We start from the raw sequence: 26,472 nt of genomic DNA, 5'->3' as shown, positions 1-26,472 counted from the left end.
ACCGGCGTCCACGGCGGCGGTGCGGCCGCGGGTTCCGGTGCGCGGCGTCGACCCTCCGGCCGGGGCTCCTCGGTGAGCGGCGGTCGCCATCCGGCGTCGGCACGCGCTTGCTCGGAGGCCCGGCGGTGCGCACCGCCCGGCGTCAGCGGGGCCCACTCGTCACCCTCGGGCTGAGGTTCCGCGGGCACGTCGATGATCGGGCTTTCCTCGGTGTTGGGGTCGCTGTCGTCGCGGCCGCCCGCGTCGGCGGTACGGACGTCCGGGGTGTCCTGGGTGTCGATCCGGCTGCTGATCACCCGGCCGGGGCCGAAGCTACGCTCGTCGCGCTCCTGCGCCGCCTGCGGCACCGCGTCCCAGTCCCCGAACCTGTGCACGGTGGTGCGTTCGGTCTCGATGGCCGGCCTGCTCTGCAGGTCGGTGTCGAAGATGATCTCCAGATTCGCCCGCAACGCCGCGAGCTCGGCGCGGAGGCTGGCCACCTCGTCGGAGGTCTGAGCCCGAATCTCCGAGGCGAGTTCCCGCCGCAGCTGCGTCTCGATGGACAACTCGTACTCGCGGCGCGCCGAGATCTCCCGGTCCAGCTGAAGGTCGTAGACCAACTTCAGGTCGCGGGACTTGGCTTGGTCGAGGTCGGCTTGGCGCCGGTAGATGAACGACACGAACGCTCCGACCACTGCGGCCCACAGCGCGACGACCACGGCAAGCTTCAACAGCGCGACCTTGTCGGTGAACACCAGCGCCGAACTCGACACGATGGCGAGCACCAGCAAAGCCGTCAGCAGCAACGAGCCCGGCCTGCGGTTTCCGCGTCGCGCGCGGACCCCACGAGTCGGTTCGGTCATGGGCCGACTGTACCTGTGACAGCCCTCATCGCGTACCGACCACGTCGGCGATTCGCCTGGTCAGCTGGTCGGGCGAGCTAACCACGCACACCGTCGGCGTCCTCGGTCGGCTCATCCGGCGCCTTGCAGCAATGCTCCAGCCAGAGAGCGGCAACCACCAGGGCCAGCGCACTCGCGGCGGCCACCACGGCACCCGTACTCCCTTCGGCGGCGACTCTCAGGGCGCCGCGTTTCGGGAGGAAGAATGCGCTCACGCCCAGCCACCACCCCAGGGTCAGCGCGCCCACCCAGGCCGACGCCTTCGCGATCATCACGCCGCGCGCCACGGCCAGCGGATGCAGCCGGCCGGGCCCGACGCCGATCTTCCCGTCGCCGATCTTCGACCGGACGTAGAACGCCCAGCCCGCCACGGCCAGGGCCACCACGAGCAGCGACACGCCGGTCAGGACGGTGATTGGCGGGAACGACCCGAACGTCCTCGACGTCACGACGTAGCCGAGGAGCGTCAGGAGCACCGCCGCGATCGTCAGGTCCCGTTTGCGGGTGGGGCCCATCAGCGCACCAGCGCCTCGGCGACGGCTCGGACGCCGTCGCGCTCGCCCGCGTCCAGGTCGGCGAGCAACTGTCCGACGGACCGTGGCGTCCCGTGCACCGTCAACGTCGCCCCGGGGTCGGCGGCGAGCCACGGGACGAGCACGAAGGCCCGCTGGTGGGCGTACGGATGTGGCAGCGTCAGCACCTCGTCGGCGCTGGACACTTCGTCCGCGCCGTCCTGGCAGGTGATCAGGTCGACGTCGAGAGTTCTTGGGCCCCAATGGACTTCGCGGGTTCGGTCGGCCGCCCGTTCCAGTTCCTGGCCGCGACGCAGCCAGGCGCGGCAGTCCAGCGCCGGATCATCGGCGATCAGAACGGCGTTGAGGAACGGCCCCTGCTCGACGCCGCCCCACGCGTCGGTCTCGTACACCGGTGACACCGCGCGGACGGCGGACCCGAACCCGTCGACCACGGACTGCAGGTGCGCGAGGCGGTCACCGACGTTCGAGCCGATCGACACGACGACGCGGGTCACGGCGCCGAACCGGCCCGACCACCCCGTCGCGATCGCCGCGCCACCACCGCCACGTCGGCGAACGTCAACGGAATGGGCGCGTCGGGCTTGTGCACCACGACCTCGACGGCGTGCAGACGTTCGTCGGACATCACCGAGTCGGCGATCTCGGCGGCGACCGTCTCGATCAGGTTGCGGGGTGGCCCCGCCACGACGTCGGCGGCCAGCTGGGCCAGCGCCCCGTAGTCGACGGTGTCGGCCAGGTCGTCACTCGCCGCGGCGGCGGCGAGGTCGATCCACACGGTGACGTCGACGACGAAGTCCTGACCGTCGCGGCGCTCGTGGTCGAACACGCCGTGATGGCCGCGAACGGTCAAGCCGCGCAACTCGATTCGGTCAGCCACGGCCTACCTCACCCGCCCAGGTGGGTGCCGTCTCCCACGCCTCGACGACCTTCAGCGCGTCGACGGTCGCCGCGACGTCGTGGACGCGCACCCCCCAGGCGCCGTGCATCATCGCCAGCGCCGAGATCACCGCCGTCGCGGTCTCCCTGCCGTCGGGCGGCCGCAGTTCACCGTCGTCGTCGGCGAGCAGCGCACCGAGAAACCGCTTCCTGGAGGCGCCGACGAGCACGGGCAGGCCCAGGTCGACGATGTCCGGCAACGCCGCCAGCAACGTCCAGTTGTGCTCGGCGGACTTGGCGAAGCCCAGTCCCGGATCGATGATCAGCTTTCCGGGATCCACCCCGGCGGCGACCGCGGCGTCCACCGCGGCGGCCAGTTCGTCGCGCACCTCGGCCACCACGTCGCCGTAGGGCGGGACGTCGTGCGGGCGGGCGGCGTCCACCGCTCGCCAGTGCATCAGAATCCACGGCACGCCGGCCTCGGCGAGCAGCGGCGCCATGTGGGGATCGGCCCGCCCACCGGAGACGTCGTTGACGATGGTGGCGCCGTTCTCCAACGCCGCCCGCGCGACGGCCGCGTGCATCGTGTCGATGCTGACCGCGACGCCCTGGTCGCTGAGCGCCTTGATCACCGGAAGCACCCTGGCGTTCTCGACGGCCGCGTCGACTCGGGTCGCGCCCGGCCGGGTCGACTCACCGCCGACGTCGACGATCGCCGCACCCGCGGCGGCAAGAGCCAGGCCGTGTTCGACCGCGCGGTCCCGGTCGAGGTACAGACCGCCGTCGGAGAAGGAATCGTCGGTGACGTTGACGACGCCCATCACCTTCACACGGGTGGCAGTCACTTGCGAAGGATGAGATCCAGCGCCTCGGACCGCGACGCGCTGTCGGTCTTGAACTGCCCGCGGACCGCCGAGGTGGTGGTGGAGGCCCCCGGCTTGCGAATGCCGCGCATCGCCATGCAGAGGTGTTCGGCCTCGATCACGACGATGACGCCGCGCGGGTCGAGCTTGCGCATCAGTGCGTCGGCGACCTGCCCGGTCAGCCGCTCCTGGACCTGGGGCCGCTTCGCGTAGAGGTCTACCACCCTGGCCAGCTTGGACAGCCCCGTCACCCGGCCGTCGACGCCGGGGATGTAGCCGACGTGCGCGACGCCGTGGAAGGACACCAGGTGATGTTCACACGTCGAGTACATCGGGATGTCCTTGACCAGCACCAGCTCGTCGTGCTGCTCGTCGAACGTCGTGTTGAGCACGTCGTCCGGGTTCGAGTACAGCCCGTCGAACATCTCCCGGTAGGCGCGCGCCACCCGTGCCGGCGTGTCGATCAGACCGTGCCGTTCGGGGTCCTCACCGATCGCGTACAGCAGCTCGCGCACGGCGTTCTCGGCGCGCTCCTGGTCGAACGTCGCCGGCACGAAGGCAGGCGGGTTGGACGTGACTGCAGTCATCGACGCTCCGTTCGGTCAGCCGGCCGAAGGCTTCGCGGGTCCGCCGTCACCGTCGACGACGTCGTCCGGCTGGCGAGGACCAGGCGCACCTGGCGGGGGATACGGCTGATAGGGAGGATAGGGCTGCGGATACGGCTGTTGGTAACCACCCTGCTGCGGCGGCCCCCAGGCCGGCGGCGGAGGCGGCGGCGGGTACTGACCGGGACCCTGCGGCGGCCAACCCGGGGCATGCCAACCCGCGGGCGCACCGTAGTTGGGTTGCGTCGAGCCGGGTCCGCCGTTTCCGCCGGGACCGGACGAGCCGTTCTGTCCGCCGTGCGATCCGTTGCCGTTGGCCCCGTTGTTTCCGTTGCCATTCGTGCCATTTTGGGCGTCGGCCGCCCTGCTGGCGGCGGCGATCGCCGCCTTGAAGGCGGGTTCCTTCACCGGCGGCGGCCACGGCTCGCCGCGTTCGATCGCCAGCTCGCCCGGGGTCTTGATCGGGGGCTTCTCCGAGGGCACGCGACCGCCGAAGTCGTCGAACATGGTGAGGCGCGGACGCTTTTTCACGTCGGCGAAGATGGCGGCGAGCTCGGCGCGGTGCAGCGTCTCCTTCTCCAGGAGTTCGCCGGCCAGGACGTCGAGGACGTCGCGGTACTCGGTGAGGATCTCCCACGCCTCGGTGTGGGCCGCTTCGATCAGCTTGCGCACCTCGTCGTCGATGATCTGGGCCACCTCGTGGCTGTAGTCCGCCTGCGTACCCATCGAACGACCGAGGAACGGGTCGCCGTGTTCGGTGCCGTAGCGAACGGCACCCAGCTTGGAGCTCATGCCGTACTCGGTGACCATCGCGCGGGCGATCTTGGTGGCCTGTTCGATGTCGGACGAGGCGCCGGTGGTGGGCTCGCGGAAGATCAGCTCCTCGGCCGCGCGGCCACCCATCGCGAACACCAGGCGGGCGATCATCTCCGAGCGGGTCATCAGGCCCTTGTCGTCCTCGGGTACGGCGACGGCGTGACCGCCGGTGCGCCCGCGGGCCAGGATCGTGACCTTGTAGATCGGCTCGATGTCGGGCATCGCCCAGGCGGCGAGAGTGTGGCCGCCTTCGTGGTAGGCGGTGATCTTCTTCTCGTGCTCGCTGATGATGCGGCCCTTGCGACGCGGGCCGCCGACGACGCGGTCGACCGCTTCCTCCAGTGCGGCGGCGGCGATGACGGTGCCGTTCTCGCGCGCGGTCAGGAGGGCGGCCTCGTTGATGACGTTGGCGAGATCGGCGCCCGACATGCCGACCGTGCGCTTGGCCAACCCGTCCAGGTCGGCGTCCTCGGCGATCGGCTTGCCCGCCGAATGCACCCGCAGCACCGCGCGTCGGCCCGCGATGTCGGGGTTGGACACCGGGATCTGCCGGTCGAAGCGGCCGGGCCGCAGCAGCGCCGGGTCCAGGATGTCGGGGCGGTTGGTCGCGGCGATGAGGATGACCCCCTGACGCTCGCCGAAGCCGTCCATCTCGACCAGCAGCTGGTTGAGCGTCTGCTCGCGCTCGTCGTGTCCGCCGCCAAGTCCCGCGCCACGCTGACGGCCGACGGCGTCGATCTCGTCGACGAAGATGATGCAGGGGCTGTTCTGCTTGGCCTGCTCGAACATGTCCCGGACGCGGGAGGCGCCGACGCCGACGAACATCTCGACGAAGTCCGAACCGGAGATCGTGAAGAACGGCACCCCGGCCTCGCCGGCGACCGCGCGGGCCAGCAGCGTCTTCCCGGTTCCGGGCGGACCGTAGAGCAGCACGCCCTTGGGGATCTTGGCGCCGAGCGCCTGATACCGCGTCGGGTTCTGCAGGAAGTCCTTGATCTCGTAGAGCTCCTCGACCGCCTCGTCGACGCCGGCGACGTCGGCGAACGTGGTCTTGGGGAGGTCCTTGTTCAGCTGCTTGGCCTTGGACTTGCCGAAGCCGAAGCCCATCCGGCCGCCGCCGCCCTGCATGCGGGAGAACATCACGAACAAGCCGACGAGCAGCAGCAGGGGCAGCAGGTAGATCAGCAGCGAGCCGAGGATGCTGCCCTGGTTGACCATGGTGTTGGTCTTGGCGTTCTTCGCGTTGAGCGCGTTGAACAGGTCGACCCCGTACCCCGTGGGGTACTTGGTGATGATCTTGTCCTTGCCCTCGGTGTCGCCGTTGCCGCTCTTCAGGTCGAGGCGGACCTGCTGTTCGCGGTCGTCGATCTGGGCGGAGTTGACGTTGTCGCCGTTGATCTGGCTGATCGCCACCGACGTGTCGACCGGCGTGTAGCCACGCGTGTCGTCACTGAAGTAGTAGAAGGACCAACCGAGCAGCAGGACGACCGCTATGGCGGTCAGGGTGCGGATGACGTTCTTACGGTTCATTCGTTGTCTTAGGCCAGCGAGACTCTCGAGCCGAGTCGGGTCGGGCCACGTCCTTCCGATAAGCACAGGTTGGGTTCATCAAGGCTACCGCTTGACCAACGATCGACGGTTCCCGACGCCTCGTGCTTGGCTCAGCTGGTGATCACCCCGACCCAGCGGCTAGTGCAGACCAACGGCGTGACGTTGCGCGTGACCGAGGCCGGCGACCGCGGGGCCCCCGTCGTCGTGCTCGCGCACGGCTTCCCGGAACTGGCCTTCTCGTGGCGTCACCAGATCCCGGCACTGGCCGCCGCCGGGTACCACGTGCTGGCCCCGGATCAGCGCGGCTACGGCGGTTCGTCGGCTCCGCCGGCGGTCGAGGACTACGACGTGGTGCAGCTGACCGGCGACGTCGCCGGCTTGCTCGACGACGTGGGCGCCGAGACGGCCGTCGTCGTCGGGCACGACTGGGGTTCGGTGGTGGCGACCAACTTTCCGCTGCTCCACCCGGATCGGGTCTCGGCGTGCGTGGCCGTCAGCGTGCCGCCGATTCCCCGCCCGCACGTGCGGCCGACGGAGGCGTGGCGCAGCGCCTTCGGCGAGAACTTCTTCTACATCCTCTACTTCCAGGAGCCGGGGCCCGCCGACGCCGAACTGTCCGCCGACCCGGCCCGCACCATGCGCAGGCTGATGGGCGGCATGCGGTCGACCGACGACACGAACGTCTTCCTGCAGATGGCCACGCCCGGCCCGGCGGGCTTCATCGATCGGTTGCCGGAGCCCGACGGCCGGCCGGACTGGATCACCGCCGACGAGGTCGACCACTACGTCGCGGAATTCACCAGGACCGGATTCAGCGGACCGCTGAACTGGTACCGCAACTTCGACAGGAACTGGGAGCTGACGGAGACCACCCCGTCGCCGACGATCGACGTGCCCACGCTGTTCATCGGGGGCACCGCGGATCCGGCATTGGCGATGACGCCGCGCGACCGGGTGCGCGAGGTGGTGTCGGGACCGTACCGGGAGGTGCTCGTCGACGGCGCGGGTCATTGGCTGCAGCAGGAACGCCCGGCCGAGGTCAACGCCGCGCTTCTGGAGTTCCTGGCGACTGTCTGAGTGACCGGTAGGGTGCGTGCCATGCCGAAGCCGCTGACCCGACTGTTCCTGCTCGCCGGGGCGGCGCTGGCCGCCGTCGCCGTGGTGGGCTGCGACGCCACCGCGGCTCCGTCGGCCGTGCCGGGGACCGCGGCGCCGCGTCAGGTCACCGTCATCGGCGAGGGCAAGGTCGACGGCACGCCGGACACGCTGGTGATCAGCCTGTCGATCGCCGCGACCGCACCTGATGCGATCGGCGCCTCCAACCAGACCAGCAGCCGGGCCGGCGCGGTGACCGATGCGATCACCGGCCAGGGCGTCGACCGCAAGGACATAAGCACCACGACGGTGACGCTGCAGCCCCAGTACGGCGGCCCGGACAACACCACCATCGTCGGGTACCAGTCGAGCAACTCGATCGACGTCAAGGTCCGCAAGATCGAGACCGGGCCGCAGGTCCTCGGCGTCATCACCACCACCGGCGGGGACGCCACCCGGATCAACTCGGTGTCGTACTCGATCGAGGACGACTCCCAGCTGGTCAAGGACGCCCGCAGCCGGGCCTTCGACGACGCCAAGAACCGGGCGCAGCAGTATGCCCAGCTGTCCGGCATGGACCTCGGCAAGGTGCTGTCCATCTCGGAGACCGGCGGCGTGACTCCCCCGCCGCCGTCCCCGGTCCGCTACGACGTGGCGGCCGCGGCACCGATGTCGCCCGGCCAGCAGACCGTCGGCTTCGCCGTCACGGTCGTCTGGGAACTGGGCTGAGCCCTCAGACCACCGCCGCGATCTGGACGGGGATCCCGTTGAGCACCGCGGTGCCCGACAGCGGGTCGACGGTCCGCCCGTCGTTGAGCTGGTTGACGTTGACCCCGGGTTGCCCGGTCGCCACCGATTGCGCGGTGCCACCGACGTCGTGACCCCAGCCGTGCGGCAGCGACACCACCCCGCGGCGGATGCGATCGGTTAGCTCGACCGGCACCACCAGCTCGCCGCCGGGACCCTTGACCCGGGCGTCCGAGGTGAGCCCGAGGTCGGCGGCGTCGTCCGGGTGGATCTGCAGCGTGCAGCGGTTGGTGCCGCCGGCCAACGCGGGCAGGTTGTGCATCCAGCTGTTGTTGGAGCGCAGATGCCGTCGGCCGATCAACACGTACCCGCCCGAGGCGGCCGGGTCCGCCGACACCGACGCCCGTAGGCGGGCGGCGTCGGCCACCAGCAGCGCCGGGGCCAGATCCACCTTGCCCGACGGCGTACGCAGCACCTCGGAGAGGCGCGGACGCAGGGGCCCGAGGTCGACCCCGTGGGGCGCGTCCTTGAGCGCCTGCAGCGTCAGACCGTCGGGGGTGGCGCCGAAGCCGTCGCCGTACGGGCCCAGCCGCAACATCATGTCGAGCCGGCGCTCGTAGCCCGGTCCCGGCGGGAGCATCGCCGTCAGCTCCTCGACCGAGCGTCCCGCCACCGGTGAGGTGGGGTCGGCGACCTCCTTGCCCAGCGTCGCGGCGATCACCTGTTCGTCCACCAGGGCCGGGTCGGCGTCGGGGCCGACGCCGGCGATCGCCAACGCCAGCCGGGACAGGATCGTCGGCTCGTCGGGCTGGCCGTCGTCGAGCGGCAGCACCGGCGGCGAGTAGCGGGCGTTGTTGCGCACCGCGGCGTTGGCCAGGGCGATGTCGTAGTGCGCGCTGCGCGATGGGGGCGGCGGCGGCAAGATCACGTCGGCGTGCCGCGTCGTCTCGTTGAGGTACGGGTCGACGCTGAGCATGAAGTCCACCCCCTCGAGCGCCCGGCTCAGCCGGGCTCCGTCCGGAGCCGAGAGCACCGGGTTGCCCGCGACGGTGATCACGGCCTTGACCTGCCCCTCCCCCGGTGTCTCCAGCTCCTCCGACAGCGCCGTCACCGGCAGCTCGGAGAGCACCTCGGGGAATCCGGACACCCGGCTGTGCCACCGGCCCACCCGGAAGCCGCGACCAGGCCGCGGCGGTCGGGGCGCCGCGCCGACCGCGGACTGGGGGAACATCACCCCGCCGGGCCGGTCCAGGTTGCCCGTCAGCACGTTGAGCACGTCCACCAGCCAGCTTCCGACGGTGCCGAACTCCACGGTGGAGGTGCCCATCCGGCCGTAGACGGCGGCCACCGGCGCCGCGGCGATCTCCCTGGCGACCGCTCGAATCTCCTCCGCGGCGACACCGCAGTGGTCGGCGACGTGCTCGGGCGCGAATTCCCGTGCCAGCGCGTGCACCTCGTCGACGCCGTCGACGAGCCCGTCGAGGTGACCGAGGTCGACGAGGTCTTCGTCGAACAGCGTGTGCACCATGGCGAACAGGAGCACGGCGTCGGTCCCGGGCCGCGGTGCGAGGTGGCGGTCGGCCAGCTCGGCGGTGCGCGTGCGGGCCGGGTCGACCACGGTCAGACGGCCGCCGCGCTTCTTCAGCGCCTTGAGCTTGCCGCCGAAGTCGGCGGCCGTGGCGAGGCTGCCGTTGGACACCAGTGGGTTGGCGCCGATGACGACGAGGTGCTCGGCGCGGTCGAGGTCGGGCACGGTGAACGCCATCGGATTGCCGAACAGCAGACCGAGCGCGACGTGCTTGGGCATCTGGTCGAGGGTGCTGGCCGAGTAGACCTGCCGGGTGCCGAGACCACGGATGATCAACGGCACGTAGAGCGCCCCGGCGATGGTGTGGGCGTTCGGATTGCCCGCGTACACCGCGACCGACGACCCGCCGTGCTCGGCCAGCACGGCGCCCAGCCCCGCCGCGGCCGCCGCGAAGGCCTCGTCCCAGCCGACCTCCACCAAGTCGCCGCCGCGGCGGACCAGCGGACGCGTCAGCCGGTCGGGGTCGCCGTCGAGTTCGCCGAAGCTCGCACCCTTGGGGCAGACGTAGCCGGCGCTGAACACGTCGTCGCGGTCACCGCGCGCGCCGACGACCGTTCCGGCGACGTCGTCGACTTCCAGGGTCAGCCCACAGGTGGCCTCGCAGAACGGGCAGATCCTCAACGCGGTGCGGGTGTCGACCATGCCTGCATTGTGCGCCGGACGGGTGCTCCCGCGTCAACGGTCAGGGGTTCTCGTAGACCTTGGGGTCCAGGAGGCCGATGTAGGGCAGGTCGCGGTAGCGCTCCGCGTAGTCCAGGCCGTAGCCGACGACGAACTCGTTGGGAATGTCGAAGCCACACCAGGAGATGTCGACGTCGGTGCGGACCGCGTCGGGCTTGCGCAGCAGCGTGCACACCCGCAGTGACCGCGGGTGGCGGGTCGCGAGATTTCGCAACAGCCAGGACAGCGTCAGTCCCGAGTCGACGATGTCCTCGACGATGAGCACGTCGCGGTCGTGGATGTCGCGGTCGAGGTCCTTGAGGATGCGGACCACGCCCGAGGACGAGGTGGACGAGCCGTACGAGCTGACCGCCATGAACTCCAGCTGCGTGGGCAGGGGGATCGCGCGGGCCAGGTCTGTGACGAACATGACGGCGCCCTTGAGGACCGTCACGAGCAGCAGGTCCTGGCCGCCCTCGCCGATGGTCTCGCGGTAGTGCGCGCCCACCGTCGCGCCCAGTTCGGTCACCCGCGCCTGAACTTCGGCCTCGGACAGGAGAACCGACTCGATGTCGCCTGGATACGGGTCCGCGGCAGTTGGCTCGGGCACGGCAACAGCGTGCCACGTCACGGCAGCGACGACCAACTAGGCGCCGTAGACCGGCTCGGTACGCAGCAGCAGCGCGCCGCCGGCCCGGTCGGCGAACAGCCGCTGCCGGCGCAGCGACGATCCCACCGCAACGCCGCCGCGGCCGCGCCAGTCGACGACGAGGCGGTCCACGCCTCGGATCTGAGCATCGGTGAGGCCACTGCCACCGCCGTCGAGGAGCCACCGCCGGATGACGCGGCGGCGCAGCGCGGCCGGCAGCGCCGACAGCCGACCGACGTGCAGCCGGGAGTCGACGCCCTCCCCCGAGCCGACGGTCGCCAGTGCGTCGGCGGCCAGCTCGTCCAGGGTCTCGGTGTCCTCGCGGAGGCTGGTGGCGGTGCGCGCCAACGCCTCGGCCACGCCGCCACCGAGAACCTGCTCCAGCAGCGGCAGCACCTCGTTGCGCAGGCGGACTCGGGTGAACCTGGGGTCGTCGTTGTGCGGGTCGTGCCAGGGGGCGAGCCCCAGCTCCTCGCAGGCGCCGTGGGTGACCGAACGCCGGACTCCCAACAGCGGCCGGCCCCACGGTGGGTCGTACGGGAGCATGCCGGCGATCGACCGCGCACCCGAACCCCTGCCGAGCCCGAGCAACACGGTCTCGGCCTGGTCGTCCAGCGTGTGGGCGATCAGCACGGGCGCGCCGTCGCGGGCCTCCTCGAGTGCGGCGTAGCGCGCCGCGCGGGCCGCCGACTCCGGCCCACCGGCACTGCCGACGTCGACTCGAATCACCTGGGCGTCAACGCATTCCAGGCCGAGCGCCTGGTCTCGGGCCGCGTTGGCCACGGCGTCGGAGCCGGCCTGCAGGCCGTGGTCGACGATCAGCGCGACCGTCGGGCGCACCCGGGCGGCGACGGCGGCCAGCGCCAGCGAGTCGGCGCCCCCAGACAGCGCCACGCACCATCGCTCGTCGGTGGCGCAGTGCGCTCGGGCGAAGTCGTCGACCGCCCTGCGAACCGTCGCCAGAGGACTACGGTGATCCATCCCTACAGGACTCTGGCGATCCATCGCTGCGGTTCGTCGACTTCCGTTGGCAGCGGCAGTGTCTCGGGGCTCGTCCAGACGGTGTTGAAGGCCGCCATGCCGACCTCGCCGACCACGTGGTCGACGAAGGCCTTGCCGCGGGTGTACTGGTTCATCTTCGCGTCGAATCCCATGAGCGTGCGCAGGATGCGTTGCAGCGGAGGCTGTTTGCGTTGACGCCGTTCGTTGAAGCGCCGCCGGATGACCGTCACCGAGGGCACCACCTTGGGCCCGACGGCGTCCATCACGTGGTCGGCGTGGCCCTCCAGCAGCGTGCCGAGGACCAGCAGCTGGTCGAGCGCCTTGCGCTGCGGCTCGGACTGGATCGCACGCAGGAAGCCGACCATTCCCTCCGAATTGGGTTCCGCCGCTTGCCCTTCGGCGGCTCGCTTGCTCCTGACGAACTCGCCGAGCCGGCCGACGACCTGCGTCAGCTCCTGACCGCTTTCGTCGGTGATGACCGCCAGCGACGCCGACATGTGTTCGGCCAGCCACGGATTGGCGCGGAACTGGACCCGGTGGGTGACCTCGTGCAGACACACCCACAGCCGGAAGTCCGCGGGCGACACCCGAAGCTGACGCTCGACGGCGATCACGTTCGGATACACGAGCAGCAGCTCACCGCCGTCGGAGGCGAAGGGGTCGTACTGTCCCAGGATCCCCGACGACACGAATGCCAGGACCGCGCCCGTCTGCGCACCGGTGATCCGGCGGGCCAGCATCCCGCCGGACTTTCCGCCCTGTGCGCCGCCGGTCATGACGCGCATGGACTCCGTTGCGGCGCGGACCCATTCGGCCCTGTCGACGATGCGGGCGTCGGTGACGGCGGCGCCTTCGTTGAGTCCCGTCACGTCGCGCACGGGACCCTCCGCTGCCCGCGCGGAGGCCGAGAGCTGCTCGATCGCCTGACCCTTGGTGTAGTCGGTGACCGGGGGCGCGGGCCTGACCAGCTTGGCACCGACGGTGGCGGCGAACTCCCAGTCGACGGTGTGGCCGACGTTGACCGCGCTCATCGGTCGCACCCGCAGGTCCGCAGTGCGGAGGCCACGGCGTCGATGGCGGTACGCCCCGTCGGGCCGGCATCGTTGGAGAGCAGCGAGAACGTCAACACCCTGCCACTGTCGTCGGTCACGAAGCCCGCCAACGCATTGGTGCCGGTCAGGGATCCCGTCTTGGCTCGCAGAAGTCCCAGCGCGTCCCTGCCCGCATCGGTGTCGGTGAAGCGGTTGGACAGCGTGCCGCTGCCGCCGGCGATGGGGAGCAAGTCGACCAGGGGGCGAAGGTCGTGGTCGTCGAGGGTCGCATTCTTCGCCGCCGCGGTGACCACCTCGTCGAGCGTCTCGGCGGTCAGCCGGTCCTCGACCGACAGCCCGCTCGAGTCCCTCAGCGTCGCACCGCCGGTGTCGACGCCCGCCTTGGCGAGCTGGCCGAGCACCGCCGCCACGCCACCGTCGAAGCTCTGCGGCTTGCCGACCGCGGCGGCGACCTCACGGCCGGTCGACTCGGCCATCACGTTGTCGGACTCGAGCATCATCTGGCGCAACCGTTCGATCAGCGGCGGGGACTGCACGGAGGCGACCTGGGTCCCCGTGACCGGGGTCGGGCGCATCGTGACCGCCGCCGGGTTCAGGCCGAGGGCGACCGCGAGGGCGCGGCCGGCGTCGAGCGCCGGGGTGGTCGAGCGGGCCGAGTCGACGCTCACCGGTTGAGTGCGACCGCCGTCGAGCATGACCGCCTCCATCGGGGCGATGTCGCCACCGTCGATGTCGAGCGGGTCCCAGCCCGGCGCCAGCGTCGGCCCGGAGTAGGCGGTCGCGTCGACCTGAACGGCCTTCGGCACGATGCCGGAACTGCGGATCTGGTCGGCAAGGTCGACGATGCGCGCCGCGCCGCGGTACCACGGGTCGACGTTCTTCGGGGCGGCCGACAGCGTCGGGTCACCGCCGCCCTTGAGCACGACCAGTCCGGGGGACGTGGTCTGGTCGGGGGCGATCACCTCCGTCGTCAAGCGGGCGTCCCTGTCCAGCGTCAGCAGGGCCGCTGCCACCGTCAGCACCTTGTTGGTCGACGCGGGTTGCATCGGCACGCCCGCACCCCGGGCCCACAGCTCCCGACCGGTCGCCGCGTCGGTGACGCGGCCGGTGAACGCGCCGAGGTCGGGGTTGGCGACGAACGGGGCCAGGAGGGCGGCGAGACCCGCGGGCGTCGGGACGGGAGCCGCGTCGGCGAGGGCGGTGACGGCGGGTGTGGCGGTCACGAGTGCGGGCCGGGGGGCCACGGCGACCTTCGGCTCGGCGGGTGCACTGCCGCTGGAGGTGGCCACCGCGGCGACGGCCGCCACCACGGCGACCACGAGCAGCACCAAGACGCCGACCCACACGTGGGTGGATCGTCGCCACCGCGTGGGCGCCATGAGTCCGATGATCGCTCTCCTGATCGGTGGGGCTGCCGCGCAGACCCCGCAAGTGCAGGGTATCGCTCGTCTATGGTTGACCCGCGTCGTCACCTGACGACCCCATGACGCTTTGCAGACGAGAAGGAGCCGGCGGTGCAGTTCGACGTCGTCATCGAGATCCCGAAGGGGTCGCGCAACAAGTACGAGGTGGACCACGAGACCGGCCGGGTCAAGCTCGACCGCTACCTCTACACGGCGTTCGGCTACCCCGCCGACTACGGGTTCTTCGAGAACACCCTCGGCGAGGACGGCGATCCGCTGGACGCGCTCGTCCTGCTGCCCGAGTCCGTCTTCCCCGGCTGCGTCGTCGAGGCGCGACCGGTGGCCATGTTCAAGATGACCGACGAGGCCGGCGGCGACGACAAGCTGCTGTGCGTGCCCGCGGGCGACCCGCGGTGGGACCACATCCAAGACTTGGCCGACGTGCCGCCGTTCGAACTCGAGGCCATCAAGCACTTCTTCGTGCACTACAAGGACCTCGAGCCGGGCAAGTTCGTCAAGGCCGCCGACTGGGCGGGCCGCGACGAGGCCGAGGCCGAGCTGCAGCGTTCGGTGGAGCGGTTCAAGGCTCACTAGACCGTGAATTAGCACTGCCGTAACACTCGGTAACGCGCCCGTGTCTTGAGGCTCCCATCCTGGTGGGGTGCTGCTACACCAGGGAATCGGCCTCGACGCGTTCAACGCGTTGCCCGAGCGCAAGGCCGTCCACGCGCTCTACGAGTGCTGTAACAGCATGACCATGGCCCGGCACCTGACCTACGGTCGGCCCTACTCGAACCACGACGGTCTCTTCCGGCGGGCCGACGCCCTGTTGTTCGCCCTGCCGGAGTCGGCGGTCGACCAGATCCTCGACGCGTGTCCCGAGCTGGGCCGTCGACCGCGCAGCGAGAAGAGCCAGGCCGAGCAGTGCGCCCTCTGGCACGACGACGCCGCCGTGATGGCCGAACTGGCGGAATCGGCGCGGGCATATGCGTCGAGGTTCGGGTTCGGGTTCGTGATGTACGTCGGTGGCCTCGATGCGCAGGCGGTCCTGTCCGCCATGACCGACCGGTTGCACAACGAGGCCGACACCGAACGCAAGGTCGTCCGCAACGAGCTGGCGAAGATCAACCGGTCGCGGCTGGAGCGCATGCTCGGGCCAGAGGGCGGCTACCAGAACTGGTAGCGACGGCGCTCATTAGGGTTGTCCCGTGAGCACCCCGCCTGAGAACACCCGGACGCATTCGCACTTCCTGTCCCTGCCGGATCTCGCCGCCCGCCCAGCAGGCGGTGCCGTGCTGTGGGCCAACGACGACCTGTTCGCCGAGAAGGAGAACCTGATCAAGCCGAAGGCGGCCGACTTCCGGGCCGCCACGTTCGGGCACAAGGGCCAGGTCTACGACGGCTGGGAGACGCGCAGACGTCGTGACCTGCAACCGGATTCGCACGACGCGGCGATCGTGCGACTGGGGGTCCCCGGAATCGTCCGGGGCGTGGTCGTCGACACCTCCTGGTTCACCGGTAACTACCCACCGCAGATTTCGGTCGAGGGCGCGTACGTGACGGGGTACCCGTCGGTCGACGAGCTGGTCGAGCAGACCGAGTGGACGACGCTGGTCGACCGCGCAGACGTCAACGGCGACACCAGGAACCCCTTCGAAATCCGGTCGTCTCGACGCTGGTCGCACGTGCGGCTCTCGATCTACCCCGACGGGGGCGTCGCCCGGTTCCGGGTGCACGGCGAGGGCCTGCTGAACCCCGACTTCGCCGAGAACATGACGTTCGACCTGGCGGCGCTGGAAAACGGAGGGCGAATCACGGCCTGCTCCAACATGTTCTACGGCTCACCCAACAACCTCCTGCTTCCCGGCACCGCCCGGACGATGGGCGACGGCTGGGAGACCTCCCGCCGCAGGGATTCCGGAAACGACTGGGTGCAGGTGCGGCTGGCCGGCCGCGGCACGATCAACGCCGCCGAACTCGACACGTCGTATTTCCTCGGCAACGCCCCGGGGGTGGGCAGGTTGTCCGGGCGCGACGGGGACGGCGACTGGTTCGAGATCCTGCCGGCCACCGACCTGCGGCCCGACACCCGGCACCGCTTCCTGATCGCCGACGACCGGCCCGTCACCGAGGCCCGGCTGGACGTCTACCCCGACGGCGGCATGGCCCGGCTGCGCCTGTTCGGCGCCCTGACCGCCGACGGTCTGCAGCGGATTCGGCAGGGCTGGGAGGCCAGCGCCTGAGCTTCGGGGCTCAGAACGCCCAGGCGCCCAGGTCAGGAGTGGCGAGCCGCGTCGTCGAGCCCGGAGGCCATCTCCGCGAGATGCCGGCCGATCGGTAGCGCGGCGGTGGCCGCAGGCGACGGCGAGTTCAGCACGTGGATCATCCGGTCGGTCCGCTCGACGACGAAGTCGTGAACCAACGCGCCGCTGCGCCGCACGGCCTGGGCGCGGATGCCCGCCTCGTGCGGCAGCAGATCGGTGACCGCCAAACTCGGTGCGTACTTCCGGCATTCGCGGAGATACCTCCGCTTGAACATCGAGTTGCCGACCTCCCTGACCCCTAGGCGTGCGTTGGCCTTGGCCACGCGCCACAGGCCGGGGAACGCCGCCATCCGGGCGACGTCGCGCAGGTCGACCGAGAACTTCGGATACCGCTCACGGGCCAGCCCGAGGACGGCACTAGGCCCGACGGTGATGTCGCCGGAGATGGTGGGGCTGAGGTGCACGCCGAGAAACGGCAGATCCGGGTCGGGCACCGGGTAGATCAGCCGGCGCACGAAACCCGCTCGCGTCGACGGCAATTGGAAGTACTCGCCGCGGAAGGGCACGATCTGCACGTCGACCGCCACCCCGGCCAACTCGGCCAGCCGATCGGCTTGCAGACCCGCGCACACCACCAGCCGGTCACAGGTCACCGTCGTCGACCGCGTCGAAACCGTCACCCCCCGAGCGTCTTCGGCGATCGCGACGACGCGCTGGTCGGTGAGCACGGCGCCACCCGCACCGCGGACCAGCTCGGCCAGGGTCGTCGACACCCGCCGATAGTCGACGATCCCGGTCCGCGGCAGATGCAGGGCGCCGAGACCGGTGACGTTGGGCTCGAGTTCGGTCAGCTCGTCACGGCCGATCCGCCGGCAGGTGATGCCGTTGACCTCGGCCCGGTCCTGCAGGGCCGTCATGCGCGCGAGTTCGGCGTCGGTGGTCGCGACGATCAGCTTTCCGCATTCGTCGAACGGGATGCCGTGCTCGGCGCAGAACTCCTTGGTCGCCCGCTCCCCCGCCTTGCAGAATCTGGCCTTCAAGCTGCCGGGTTCGTAGTAGATGCCCGAGTGGATGACCCCGCTGTTGTGACCGGTCTGATGGGCGGCCACCGACGGCGCGGCCTCGAGCACGACGACGGTGGCGTCGGGCTCGGCCTCGAGGAGGTGATGCGCAGTCGACAGGCCGACGATGCCGGCACCGACGACGCAGTAGCGGAACCGTTGCATTGCCGAACCGTACTCGACGGCCCGTCAGGCGAGCGCGGGCTTCTTCTTCGCTCGAATGCGCTTGGCGTAGTTCATCGCCGGCTTCTCGATCAGGTAGTAGGTGACCGAGCCGGCGAGGATGGTGACGGCCAGCGCAAGGACGATGTTGAGCAGCATCCCCGGCAGCGTGTCACCGGACATCCACCCAATACGGCCCAGCATCAGCAGCACCGGGAAGTGCCACAGGTAGGCCGACAGCGAGATCTCACCGACGAAGCGGATCGGCCGGAAGTCCAATGCCGTTGCCAATCGCGACTTCTGGTGACGCGCCAGCGGCGCCACGATGATGAGGATCATCAGGGCGGCGACGATGCCGACGCCGGCCGTCACGAACTCGCTGGCGAACACCAGCAGCACCCCGCACCCGAGCAGCACCGGCAGGATGGCGACGGTGCTGAGCATCCGGACCCGGCGACTCAGCCGCTCGGGCAGCTCGCCACGCTCCATGGCGACGAAGACGATGGCGGCCAGCATGCCCAGGGCGAAGTTGTCGGCGTTGGTCAGGAAGCTCTTGGTGAACACCGCAGCCCAGTTGGGCCCCCAGTTCAGCAGCATCAAGTCGGTGGTGCCGGAATGGGCGAAGACCACCGGGATGAACGCCCGTCCGACCAGCCCGAGCACGAGCAGGAACGCGGGCACCGCGGTGGCCAGCACCAGCGGGTTGACCGAGAGCCGCTTGCGGAGTCTGAAGACGACCAAGAACAGCACGGGCAGCGATGCGTAGAACGCGTACTCCAGGGTCAGCGACCACGACGGGTTGATGCCGGTCTGGATGTAGGCCGGGAAGTAGGACTGCGTCAGGGTCAGATTCGCGATGAGCATGCCGGGATCGGTGATCATCCCGGTCCCGTCGTCGGTGCCCAGTGGCTGCAGCGCCGGATTCGCCACGTAGGACACCTGCAGCACGAAGTTCACGAACAGGAAGATCAGCACGTACGCGGGCATGATCCTGGCCAGCCGGTGCACCGTGTAGTCGGTGACGTTCGGCAGGGTCGCCGCGGCGCGGTCCTTGATGAGGTTGCGCACGAACGGCAGCGACAGCAGGAAACCGCTGAGGACGAAGAAGTAGACCAACGAGAACCCGAAGACGTTGGTCTGCCAGGTGGCGGCGGTCTTCGGCGAGTAGTGACCGGTGATGTGGGTGACCGCGATGCTCAGGCACAGCAGCCCCCGGACGCCGTCGAGGCCGATGATGCGGGCGCGCCGGGGTCGGGTCGACGCTGGCTCCGGGGAGCCTGAAGTCGGCGTGGCGCTGGTCACGTCCTGCGACATTCGATCTCCAAACCTCACCGCTCGGTCCCGCTTGGTCCCGCCATTGTCTACCGTCGGGACTGCCGTGGCGCCGCCCATAATGGGAACCGTCGCGAGATGGCGTCCTCGACGGCTCCCATTCGATAGCTGGGACGACCCGGAAAGGATAGCTTGCGACTGCCGATCGTGCACATTACGTGCCGTTACGCAACGAACGAGGATTGCTGGCAACGCACGAGTCGGGCGAGCCGTCGCGGACTGGCTACCGAGGTCGGGTCGCCGAATTCCGCGCGGAGCACTGCAATCGCCAGATCGCCGCGCACGAGGGCTACCGTTGCCGCGCCCGCGGCGCCGTCGGTCGCGAATTAGTCGGGCCCGGGGTCAATACGACCCGTGGCGAACGCCGCGACCGTCGGTGAACGTTTGCCGGCGGCTACCGTTCGACGACGTTGGCCAGCGGCTCGCCGCGAGCCAGCCTCCCGACGTTGGCGGCGACGTCGTCCGCCCGCCCCCGGAACGTGTCCGCCGTGACACCGGAGGAGTGCGGCGTCATCAGCACGTTGGCCAACTCGTGGAAGGGCAGTGCGCTCGGCGCCGACTGACCACCTGGCGACGGGTAGCGGTACCAGACGTCCACGGCGGCCGCGCGGAGAACGCCGTTGCGCAAGGCCTCGTAGAGGGCCCGCTCGTCGACCAGGGGGCCGCGGCCGACGTTGACGAGCACGCCGTCGGAACCGATCAGCTGCAACTCGCGACCGCCGATCATGCCCTCGGTGGCCGGCGTCAGCGGCGCGGAGAGCACCACGACGTCGGACTCGGCGAGCAGCGTGTCGAGAGTCGAGGTGTCGCCCACCCAGGACAGCCCGTGGGCGGCGGCGTCCACGCGACCGGATCCCGTGACGGCTGCACCCGTGGCTCCGAGCCCGCGGAAGGCCTCCCAGGCGCGCTGCCCGATGTGTCCGAAGCCGACGAATCCGATCCGGGTGTCACGCAGCGTCGGCAGTTGGCGGATCGAGTCGTCGTACACCGACGTCGCCCACACGCCGCGGCGCAGCGCGCGATCCTGGGCGAGGAAGTCGCGGCGCAACATGATCGCCGCGGACAGCACGTACTCCGCGATCGACCGCTCGTGATGAAAGGTGTTGGCCACCAGCACACCCGGGGGCAGCGCGTCGAACTCGACCTTGTCGACGCCCGCGCCCGCGACGTGAATGAGCCGCAGCTTCTCGGTCATGTCGGCCATCGCCGCGGTGAACCTGCTGCCGACGTAGACCTCGGCGTCTCGCAGCTCGTCCCGCAGCGTCAGGGGGTCGCGCCCGGCGCGCCACACGACCTCGACACCCGCCGGCAGTGCGGACTCGAACCGGCCCCGGTGGGGGGCCAGGTTGGCGTCGGCCAGCAGTATCTTCATCCCTCAGCTCCGCTGCAACGCCGGTCGTTTCGGGTCGAACGTCCACCCGGGAATCAAGTACTGCATCGCCACCGCGTCGTCCCGCGCGCCCAGCCCCTCGGTGAGATACAGCTCGTGCGCCGCGGCCACTGCGTCCTCGTCGAGCTCGACTCCGAGTCCCGGCGCGTCGGGCACGTCGAGGTAACCGTCCACGATCTGATAGGGGCGCTTGGTGATTCGTTGGCCGTCCTGCCAGATCCAGTGGGTGTCGATCGCCGTGACCTCACCGGGCGCCGCAGCGGCGACGTGGGTGAACATCGCCAGTGACACGTCGAAGTGGTTGTTGGAGTGCGATCCCCACGTCAAACCCCACGCGTCGCAGAGCTGCGCGACGCGCACCGAGCCGGCCATCGTCCAGAAGTGCGGGTCGGCCAGCGGAACGTCGACGGCGCCGGCCCGGATCGCGTGCCCGAGCTCGCGCCAGTCGGTCGCGATCATGTTGGTGGCGGTGCGCAGTCCCGTCGCACGCTTGAACTCGGCCATCACCTCGCGGCCGGAGAAGACGCCCTCGGGACCGACCGGATCCTCGGCGTAGGCGAGCACCCCGTCGAGTTCCCGGCAGGTCCGCACGGCGTCGTCGAGCAGCCATCCACCGTTGGGGTCCAACGTTATTCGCGCATCCGGAAAGCGATCGGCCAACGCGATCACGGCCTTGGCCTCGTCCGGTGCGGGGAGCACCCCGCCCTTGAGCTTGAAGTCGCGGAAGCCGTATCGCTCCCGCGCCGCCTCGGCCAGCCGGACGACCGCATCCGGCGTCATCGCCTCGTCGTGACGGATGCGCTGCCACTCGTCGGCGCCGTCAAATTCGTCGGCGGCAGACCGGTAGGGCAGGTCCGTCTTGGTGCGATCGCCCACGAAGAACAGGTAGCCCAGTGCCTGCACGCGCCGACGCTGCTGCCCCTCCCCCAGGAGCGCCGCTACGGGCACCTCGAGATGCCGGCCCAGGAGGTCGAGCAGCGCCGACTCGACGGCCGTCACCGCGTGCACGGTGACCCGCAGGTCGAAGGTTTGCTTGCCGCGGCCGGCGGCGTCACGGTCGGCAAACGTGCTGCGGATGTCGGCCAGGATCGCGTGGTGGTCGCCGATGCCGCGGCCCTCGACGATGCGGCGGGCCTCCTCGAGCGTGCGCCGGATGGGTTCGCCGCCGGGTACCTCGCCCACCCCGACGTTGCCGTCGGAGTCGTTGAGGATCACCAGGTTTCGGGTGAAGAACGGTCCGTGCGCGCCGCTGAGGTTCAGCAGCATGCCGTCGTGGCCGGCGATGGGCACCACCCTCATGGTGGTGACGACGGGGGTACGGGACGGCGTCATGCCGTCAGCCTACAAACGCTCTTTGATGCTCGTCCAACACTCTTATCGCATGAATTCATGCCCGGATTGCATGCCGATGCCGTTACTGCGCGAACCACTTGTCTCCGTTCGCCACGGGTCGCAACACCCGCGTCACCTTGTCGCCGACGGCGCGCAACGCCTCGACGATCACCCGTTCGCGGTCCGGCGTCAACCGGGCCAGCGGCACCGACGCGCTGATTGCGTCCTGCGCGGGCCGCGTGTAGCCCAGCGCTACCGCGAAACACCGCACCCCCTCGGTGTTCTCCTCGTCGTCGGTGGCGTAACCCCGAATCCTGGCCGTCTCCAACTGCTCCTCGAGCAGCCCGCGATCGGTGGTGGTGTGGGGAGTGATCGCCGTCAGCCGGTCCGGCACGTGCCGGTCCCGCTCGACGCCGAATCGATCCGCCAGCAACGCCTTTCCCAGTGCGGTGGCGTGCGCGGGCAACCGTCGTCCCACCCGGCTCGCCGTCCGGCGGTACTGCCGGGACTCCCTGGTGGCGAGGTAGACGACGTCGAGTCCGTCCAGCCGACCGAGATGGAACGTCTCGTCGAGTTCCTGGCGCAGGTCGTCGAGGTAGGGGGCGATCGTCGGCAAGTACGGGTCGCCGTCCAGATAGCTGGTGCCGACGAGCAGCGCGCGGACTCCGATGCCGTAGAGCGTGCCGGACTCGTCGGACCGCACCCAACCCTGCGCCATCAAGGTCCGAAGCAGGGCGTGCGCGCTGCTTCGCGGCATGCCAAGGTCCTCACTGATCTCGCGGATGCGGGCCGGCTGATCCGGCCTGGCGGCGAGGTACTCGAGCAGCTCGACGGTGCGGACCGCCGACTTCACCTTGCGCACGGCGACGTCGGATTCTTCGCTGTTGGTCACAACACTCCTACCTCGTGGGCGATCAGCGCGGCGGCACCGGCAAGCGACATCGCGATCGCCGTCCACCTCTGGCGTACGGGATTCAGCCAGCCGTTGACGTACCTGGACAGGAGGTAGCCGCCGACGACCGCGGGCATCAGCGAACCGAACGTCCGGAACGTGTCGGCGTGGACGGCACCGGTCGCGGCGAGCACGCCGATCGACAGTGTCGACCCGACGAGGAAGAACCCGCTCATCGTGCCTCGCAAGGTGGGACCCGAATTGCCCTGCCAGACAAGCGCCATCGGCGGCCCGCCGATCGCGGTGGCCGTCCCGAGCACGCCCGACGTCGCGCCCGCGAGCATCAGGTTGCGTGGTCGCGGCACCGGTACCCACCCGACGCTGGTCAGCGCGACGCCGGACAACACCACGCAGCCGATCAGGATCGCCAGTGCGCGTTCGGGTATCGCCAGCAGCAGCAGGCCACCCAGGACGGTGCCCGGCACCCGGCCCACCAGCGCCCACCCGGTGCCGGAGAAGTCGATCGCGGCGCGCTCCCGCACCGCGACGGCCAGCGTCACCGCGGCGGCGAGCATGATCAGCGTGCCCGGGATCAGACTCGGGTCGACGATGGCGACGATCGGTGCGGCCAGCATTCCCATGCCGAAGCCGATCGACGCCTGCAGACACGACGCGAACATGATCGCGACGGTCACGACCGCGAAGCCGGCACCACTCACGCGCTGGCCGACAGCGCGGGTTCACCCACCAACGGATGGTGGCACTCGGCGCCGTGGGCCGCCGTGTGCGGGTCGAGGGCCAGCGGCGGCCGCTCCGTCGCGCACACGTCGGTTGCCTTCCAACAACGGGTTCGGAAGCGGCAGCCCGACGGCGGGTTCAGCGGCGAGGGCACTTCGCCCTTCAACAGGATCCGCTCGCCGCGATGGGCCGCGTCGAGCTTGGGCGCCGCCGACATCAGGGCCGCGGTGTACGGATGACTCGGCGAGTCGAACACCGCTTCGGTGGGACCGGATTCGACGATGCGCCCCAGGTACATCACGGCGACGCGGTCGGCCACGTGGCGGACCACCGAAAGGTCGTGGGAGATGAAGACGTAGGCGATGCCCAGTTCCTTCTGCAGATCGTTGAGCAGGTTGAGCACCTGCGCCTGCACCGAGAGGTCGAGCGCCGAGACCGGCTCGTCACAGATGACGACGTCGGGACCGAGCGCCAGTGCGCGAGCGATGCCGATGCGCTGACGCTGCCCACCGGAGAACTCCTGCGGATACTTGTCCGCGGCCTTGGCGCCCAGCCCGACGAGCTCGAGCAGCTCACGCACCCTGGCGTCGCGCTCGGCCCTGGTCGCGAACATCGACTTGTGGGTGCGCCACGGCTCGGAGACGATGTCGCCAGCGCTCATCCGCGAGTTCAGCGACGCGTACGGGTCCTGGAACACCATCTGCACGCGGCGCCGGAACTTCAGCAGGTCCTTGCCGCGGAGGGTGAACGGGTCGGTGCCGTCGAACGAGACACTGCCCGAGTCGGGCCGTTCGAGCATCATCAGCGTCCTGGCCAACGTCGACTTGCCGCAACCGGATTCGCCGACCAGACCGAGTGTCTCGCCCCGCTCGAGGTCCAGGGTGATGCCGTCCAGCGCCGTCAGCCCCGTCTTGCTGCCCGGCACCCGAAAGGACTTGCGGAGGTCACGAACCCGAAGCAGTTGACTAGACATTGACGACCTCCTGGGGAAAGTGGCACGCGGACCCGTGCCGTGCGCCGACGGGGTTCAACGTGGGCCGGCTGGTCCGGCAGACGTCCGCGACGAGCGGGCAGCGGGCCTGGTAGGCGCAGCCCTGCGGGATGGAGTGCAGATCGGGTGGGGAGCCGCCGATCGACCTGAGCTCGTCGCCGCGCACCGCGTTGACCGGCACCGAGTCCAGCAGACCCTTGGTGTAGGGGTGCCGGGGGTTGGCGAACACCTCTGAGACCAGGCCGGTTTCGACGATGTTGCCGGCATACATGACCGCGACGCGGTCGGCTTCCTCGGCCACCAGCGCAAGGTCGTGGGTGATCAACACGACCGCCATGTCGAACTCGCTGCGCAGGCTGCGCAGCAACGCCATGATCTGTGCCTGCACCGTCACGTCGAGCGCCGTGGTGGGTTCGTCGGCGATCAGCACCCGCGGATTCAGCGCCACCGCCATCGCGATCAGCAGACGCTGCCGCATGCCGCCGGAGAACTGGTGCGGGTAGGAGTTCAGCCGCGTCTCGGGCTGCGGAATACCCACGCGCGCCATGAGTTCCACGGCCTTGGCCTTGGCCTCCTTGGACTTCATCCCGCGGTGAATCCGAAACGGCTCGGCGAGTTGGGTGCCGACGGTGTACAGCGGGTTGAGTGCGGTCAGCGCGTCCTGGAACACGATCGCCAACTCGGTGCCCGCCAACTTGCGGCGCACCTTGCGGTCGACGGACAACAGGTCGGCGACGCCGTCGCGGCCGGTCAGCGTGGCCGTTCCCGCGGTCACCTCGGCGACGGGTTCGAGGAGGCCCACCAACGCCGTGGCCGTCATCGACTTGCCGCATCCGGATTCGCCGAGCAGTGCCAGCGTCTCGCCGCGACGGGCGTCGAAGGTCACCTCGTTGACGGCCCGCACGGTGCCGGTGATGGTGCGGATGTCGACGGTGAGTCCCTCGACCCGAAGGGCGGGATCGGCGTCGACGACGTCGGCATGCGGGTGTTCTGCGATTGCGGTCACGAGAGTGCCTTCGTGGTCTTGGCGAAGCGGGACAGGCGTTTCTGCGGAACGGTGAGCCGCCACCGCTGGCCCGGGTCGGTGGCGATTCGGGCCCAAGCGGCGAGGATCGTGGCCGACACCGTGGTGATCACGATGGCCAGACCGGGGAAGAACGACAGCCACCACGCCGTGTTCAGATAGGTGCGGCCCTGGGCGACCATCAGGCCCCAACTCACGTCGGGCGGTTGGATGCCGATGCCGAGGAAGCTCAGGGAGCTCTCCGCCAGCATGACGTAACAGAAGTCCAGGGTCGCAACGGTCAACAGCGTCGGGAGGACGATCGGCAGCACGTGCCGGGTGATGATCGACGTGGCGCTGGCGCCGAACGTGCGGGCCGCGTCGACGAACAGCCGGCTCTGCAGCTCGGCGGATTCGGCGCGGGCGGTGCGCAGGTACACCGGGATCCGAGTGAGGGCAAGGACGGCGACGATGTTCGCCGCACTCGGGGAGAACACGTAGAGCACGACGACGGCGAGAAGCAGCGACGGGAAGCTCATGATGACGTCGGCGACGCGCATCGCGACGGTCTCCCGCCAGCCGCGGTAGAAGCCGGCCCACATCCCGACCAGGGAACCGATCACCGCCGAGATCACCACGGCGGGGATGGCGACCGACAGGGTGGTCCGACTGGCCACGATCAGCCGGGCGAGCATGCTGCGGCCCAGCGGGTCGGTACCGAGCACGTTGGCCCAGCCGTGCGCCAGCGTGAACGGCGCCTGATTGGAGTTGTCCAGGTCGATGCTGGTGGCGACGTGCCCCAACAGCATCGGGCCGAACAGCGCGGTCAGCAGCACCAGCGCGAGCACGGCCGCCGCGCACGCGGCGACCCGGTCGTTGACCAGCAGCCGAAACCACATGGCGCGGCTGGACTTTCGCGTGCTGGCCTCTCCGACGATCGCCGTGGTCGGCTTGACGGGGACGAGATCGAGTTGAGTACTCAT

26 protein-coding genes are annotated in these 26,472 nt (G+C 69.9%); 5 read left to right on the top strand and 21 right to left on the bottom strand.

Going from position 1 to position 26,472, the window contains the following annotated elements; translation table 11 throughout:
* The 7 genes from H7J06_RS31940 to ftsH all read right to left on the bottom strand — a co-directional run.
* Window positions 1-842 (bottom strand): DUF6779 domain-containing protein (locus H7J06_RS31940; RefSeq protein ID WP_372515454.1); only part of this gene is annotated, 842 nt, incomplete at its 3' end.
* 77 nt (window positions 843-919) lie between these two features.
* Entirely contained in the window at window positions 920-1,396 is a 477-nt protein-coding gene (locus tag H7J06_RS31935; RefSeq protein ID WP_264044036.1) for a DUF3180 domain-containing protein, read from the bottom strand.
* On the bottom strand, window positions 1,396-1,911 hold the full coding sequence (gene folK, locus H7J06_RS31930) for a 2-amino-4-hydroxy-6-hydroxymethyldihydropteridine diphosphokinase (protein WP_264044034.1): 516 nt from the start codon (window positions 1,909-1,911) through the stop codon (window positions 1,396-1,398). Before folK ends, H7J06_RS31935 begins: the two co-directional genes overlap by 1 nt.
* Complete coding sequence (folB, locus tag H7J06_RS31925; RefSeq protein WP_264044032.1) at window positions 1,908-2,294, bottom strand: dihydroneopterin aldolase; 387 nt, start codon at window positions 2,292-2,294, stop codon at window positions 1,908-1,910. The genes folK and folB overlap by 4 nt, the downstream gene beginning before the upstream one ends.
* Window positions 2,287-3,114, bottom strand: coding sequence for a dihydropteroate synthase (folP, locus tag H7J06_RS31920; RefSeq protein WP_275080170.1), 828 nt, complete (start codon window positions 3,112-3,114; stop codon window positions 2,287-2,289). Before folP ends, folB begins: the two co-directional genes overlap by 8 nt.
* 20 nt (window positions 3,115-3,134) lie before the next feature.
* A complete protein-coding gene (folE, locus tag H7J06_RS31915) occupies window positions 3,135-3,743 on the bottom strand; it encodes a GTP cyclohydrolase I FolE (RefSeq protein ID WP_264044028.1) in 609 nt (202 codons plus the stop codon).
* 15 nt (window positions 3,744-3,758) lie between these two features.
* Complete coding sequence (ftsH, locus tag H7J06_RS31910) at window positions 3,759-6,107, bottom strand: ATP-dependent zinc metalloprotease FtsH (RefSeq protein ID WP_264044026.1); 2,349 nt, start codon at window positions 6,105-6,107, stop codon at window positions 3,759-3,761.
* Window positions 6,108-6,245: 138 nt separating this feature from the next.
* Here ftsH and H7J06_RS31905 point away from each other — a divergent pair, with 138 nt between their 5' ends.
* Complete coding sequence (locus H7J06_RS31905; RefSeq protein ID WP_264044024.1) at window positions 6,246-7,205, top strand: alpha/beta fold hydrolase; 960 nt, start codon at window positions 6,246-6,248, stop codon at window positions 7,203-7,205.
* Window positions 7,206-7,226: 21 nt separating this feature from the next.
* Window positions 7,227-7,952, top strand: a complete 726-nt coding sequence (locus H7J06_RS31900) for an SIMPL domain-containing protein (protein WP_264044023.1) — start codon at window positions 7,227-7,229, stop codon at window positions 7,950-7,952.
* A gap of 4 nt (window positions 7,953-7,956) precedes the next feature.
* On the opposite strand, the gene H7J06_RS31895 is transcribed toward H7J06_RS31900, so the two are convergent.
* From H7J06_RS31895 to dacB, 5 genes are read right to left on the bottom strand one after another with little or no spacing between them, the layout of a single operon-like run.
* Window positions 7,957-10,200, bottom strand: a complete 2,244-nt coding sequence (locus H7J06_RS31895; protein WP_264044022.1) for a molybdopterin-dependent oxidoreductase — start codon at window positions 10,198-10,200, stop codon at window positions 7,957-7,959.
* A gap of 40 nt (window positions 10,201-10,240) precedes the next feature.
* Entirely contained in the window at window positions 10,241-10,828 is a 588-nt protein-coding gene (gene hpt, locus H7J06_RS31890; protein ID WP_264044021.1) for a hypoxanthine phosphoribosyltransferase, read from the bottom strand.
* A gap of 36 nt (window positions 10,829-10,864) precedes the next feature.
* Window positions 10,865-11,848, bottom strand: coding sequence for a tRNA lysidine(34) synthetase TilS (tilS, locus tag H7J06_RS31885; RefSeq protein WP_264044019.1), 984 nt, complete (start codon window positions 11,846-11,848; stop codon window positions 10,865-10,867).
* Between the two features lie 2 nt (window positions 11,849-11,850).
* The gene (locus tag H7J06_RS31880; protein WP_264044018.1) at window positions 11,851-12,900 is read right to left on the bottom strand and encodes an Rv3626c family coenzyme F420 biosynthesis-associated protein; all 1,050 of its coding nucleotides are present in this window, start codon (window positions 12,898-12,900) and stop codon (window positions 11,851-11,853) included.
* Window positions 12,897-14,300, bottom strand: a complete 1,404-nt coding sequence (gene dacB, locus H7J06_RS31875) for a D-alanyl-D-alanine carboxypeptidase/D-alanyl-D-alanine endopeptidase (RefSeq protein WP_264044016.1) — start codon at window positions 14,298-14,300, stop codon at window positions 12,897-12,899. The genes H7J06_RS31880 and dacB overlap by 4 nt, the downstream gene beginning before the upstream one ends.
* A gap of 135 nt (window positions 14,301-14,435) precedes the next feature.
* Here dacB and H7J06_RS31870 point away from each other — a divergent pair, with 135 nt between their 5' ends.
* From H7J06_RS31870 to alc, 3 genes are all read left to right on the top strand, one after another.
* Window positions 14,436-14,918: an inorganic diphosphatase gene (locus H7J06_RS31870; RefSeq protein ID WP_264044014.1), complete on the top strand. Its 483-nt coding sequence runs from the start codon at window positions 14,436-14,438 to the stop codon at window positions 14,916-14,918.
* Window positions 14,919-14,985: 67 nt separating this feature from the next.
* Entirely contained in the window at window positions 14,986-15,507 is a 522-nt protein-coding gene (locus H7J06_RS31865) for a 2-oxo-4-hydroxy-4-carboxy-5-ureidoimidazoline decarboxylase (protein ID WP_264044012.1), read from the top strand.
* A gap of 25 nt (window positions 15,508-15,532) precedes the next feature.
* Window positions 15,533-16,567, top strand: a complete 1,035-nt coding sequence (alc, locus tag H7J06_RS31860; RefSeq protein WP_372515453.1) for an allantoicase — start codon at window positions 15,533-15,535, stop codon at window positions 16,565-16,567.
* A 32-nt stretch (window positions 16,568-16,599) separates the two neighbouring features.
* On the opposite strand, the gene lhgD is transcribed toward alc, so the two are convergent.
* The 9 genes from lhgD to H7J06_RS31815 all read right to left on the bottom strand — a co-directional run bounded on the left by lhgD (window position 16,600) and on the right by H7J06_RS31815 (window position 26,472).
* Window positions 16,600-17,814, bottom strand: coding sequence for an L-2-hydroxyglutarate dehydrogenase (gene lhgD / locus H7J06_RS31855; protein WP_264044010.1), 1,215 nt, complete (start codon window positions 17,812-17,814; stop codon window positions 16,600-16,602).
* 24 nt (window positions 17,815-17,838) lie between these two features.
* A complete protein-coding gene (locus H7J06_RS31850) occupies window positions 17,839-19,125 on the bottom strand; it encodes an acyltransferase family protein (protein ID WP_264044008.1) in 1,287 nt (428 codons plus the stop codon).
* 412 nt (window positions 19,126-19,537) lie between these two features.
* Entirely contained in the window at window positions 19,538-20,515 is a 978-nt protein-coding gene (locus H7J06_RS31845; protein ID WP_264044006.1) for a 2-hydroxyacid dehydrogenase, read from the bottom strand.
* A gap of 3 nt (window positions 20,516-20,518) precedes the next feature.
* Entirely contained in the window at window positions 20,519-21,865 is a 1,347-nt protein-coding gene (locus H7J06_RS31840) for an enolase C-terminal domain-like protein (protein WP_264044004.1), read from the bottom strand.
* A gap of 82 nt (window positions 21,866-21,947) precedes the next feature.
* On the bottom strand, window positions 21,948-22,757 hold the full coding sequence (locus H7J06_RS31835) for an IclR family transcriptional regulator (protein ID WP_264044003.1): 810 nt from the start codon (window positions 22,755-22,757) through the stop codon (window positions 21,948-21,950).
* Window positions 22,754-23,476 (bottom strand): sulfite exporter TauE/SafE family protein, encoded by a 723-nt coding sequence (locus H7J06_RS31830; RefSeq protein ID WP_264044000.1) that lies wholly within the window; start codon window positions 23,474-23,476, stop codon window positions 22,754-22,756. Before H7J06_RS31830 ends, H7J06_RS31835 begins: the two co-directional genes overlap by 4 nt.
* A complete protein-coding gene (locus H7J06_RS31825) occupies window positions 23,473-24,468 on the bottom strand; it encodes an ABC transporter ATP-binding protein (protein ID WP_264043998.1) in 996 nt (331 codons plus the stop codon). The genes H7J06_RS31830 and H7J06_RS31825 overlap by 4 nt, the downstream gene beginning before the upstream one ends.
* Window positions 24,461-25,492 carry an ABC transporter ATP-binding protein gene (locus tag H7J06_RS31820; RefSeq protein ID WP_372515452.1) on the bottom strand — a complete coding sequence of 344 codons (1,032 nt, stop codon included), beginning with the start codon at window positions 25,490-25,492 and terminating at the stop codon, window positions 24,461-24,463. The genes H7J06_RS31825 and H7J06_RS31820 overlap by 8 nt, the downstream gene beginning before the upstream one ends.
* On the bottom strand, window positions 25,489-26,472 hold the full coding sequence (locus tag H7J06_RS31815) for an ABC transporter permease (protein WP_264043996.1): 984 nt from the start codon (window positions 26,470-26,472) through the stop codon (window positions 25,489-25,491). Before H7J06_RS31815 ends, H7J06_RS31820 begins: the two co-directional genes overlap by 4 nt.

Source organism: Mycolicibacterium hodleri (assembly GCF_025822245.1).
GTDB classification, from domain to species: domain Bacteria; phylum Actinomycetota; class Actinomycetes; order Mycobacteriales; family Mycobacteriaceae; genus Mycobacterium; species Mycobacterium hodleri.
Note: the sequence above shows the minus strand (reverse complement) of the source record. Positions and strands in the feature narration are given on the sequence as shown.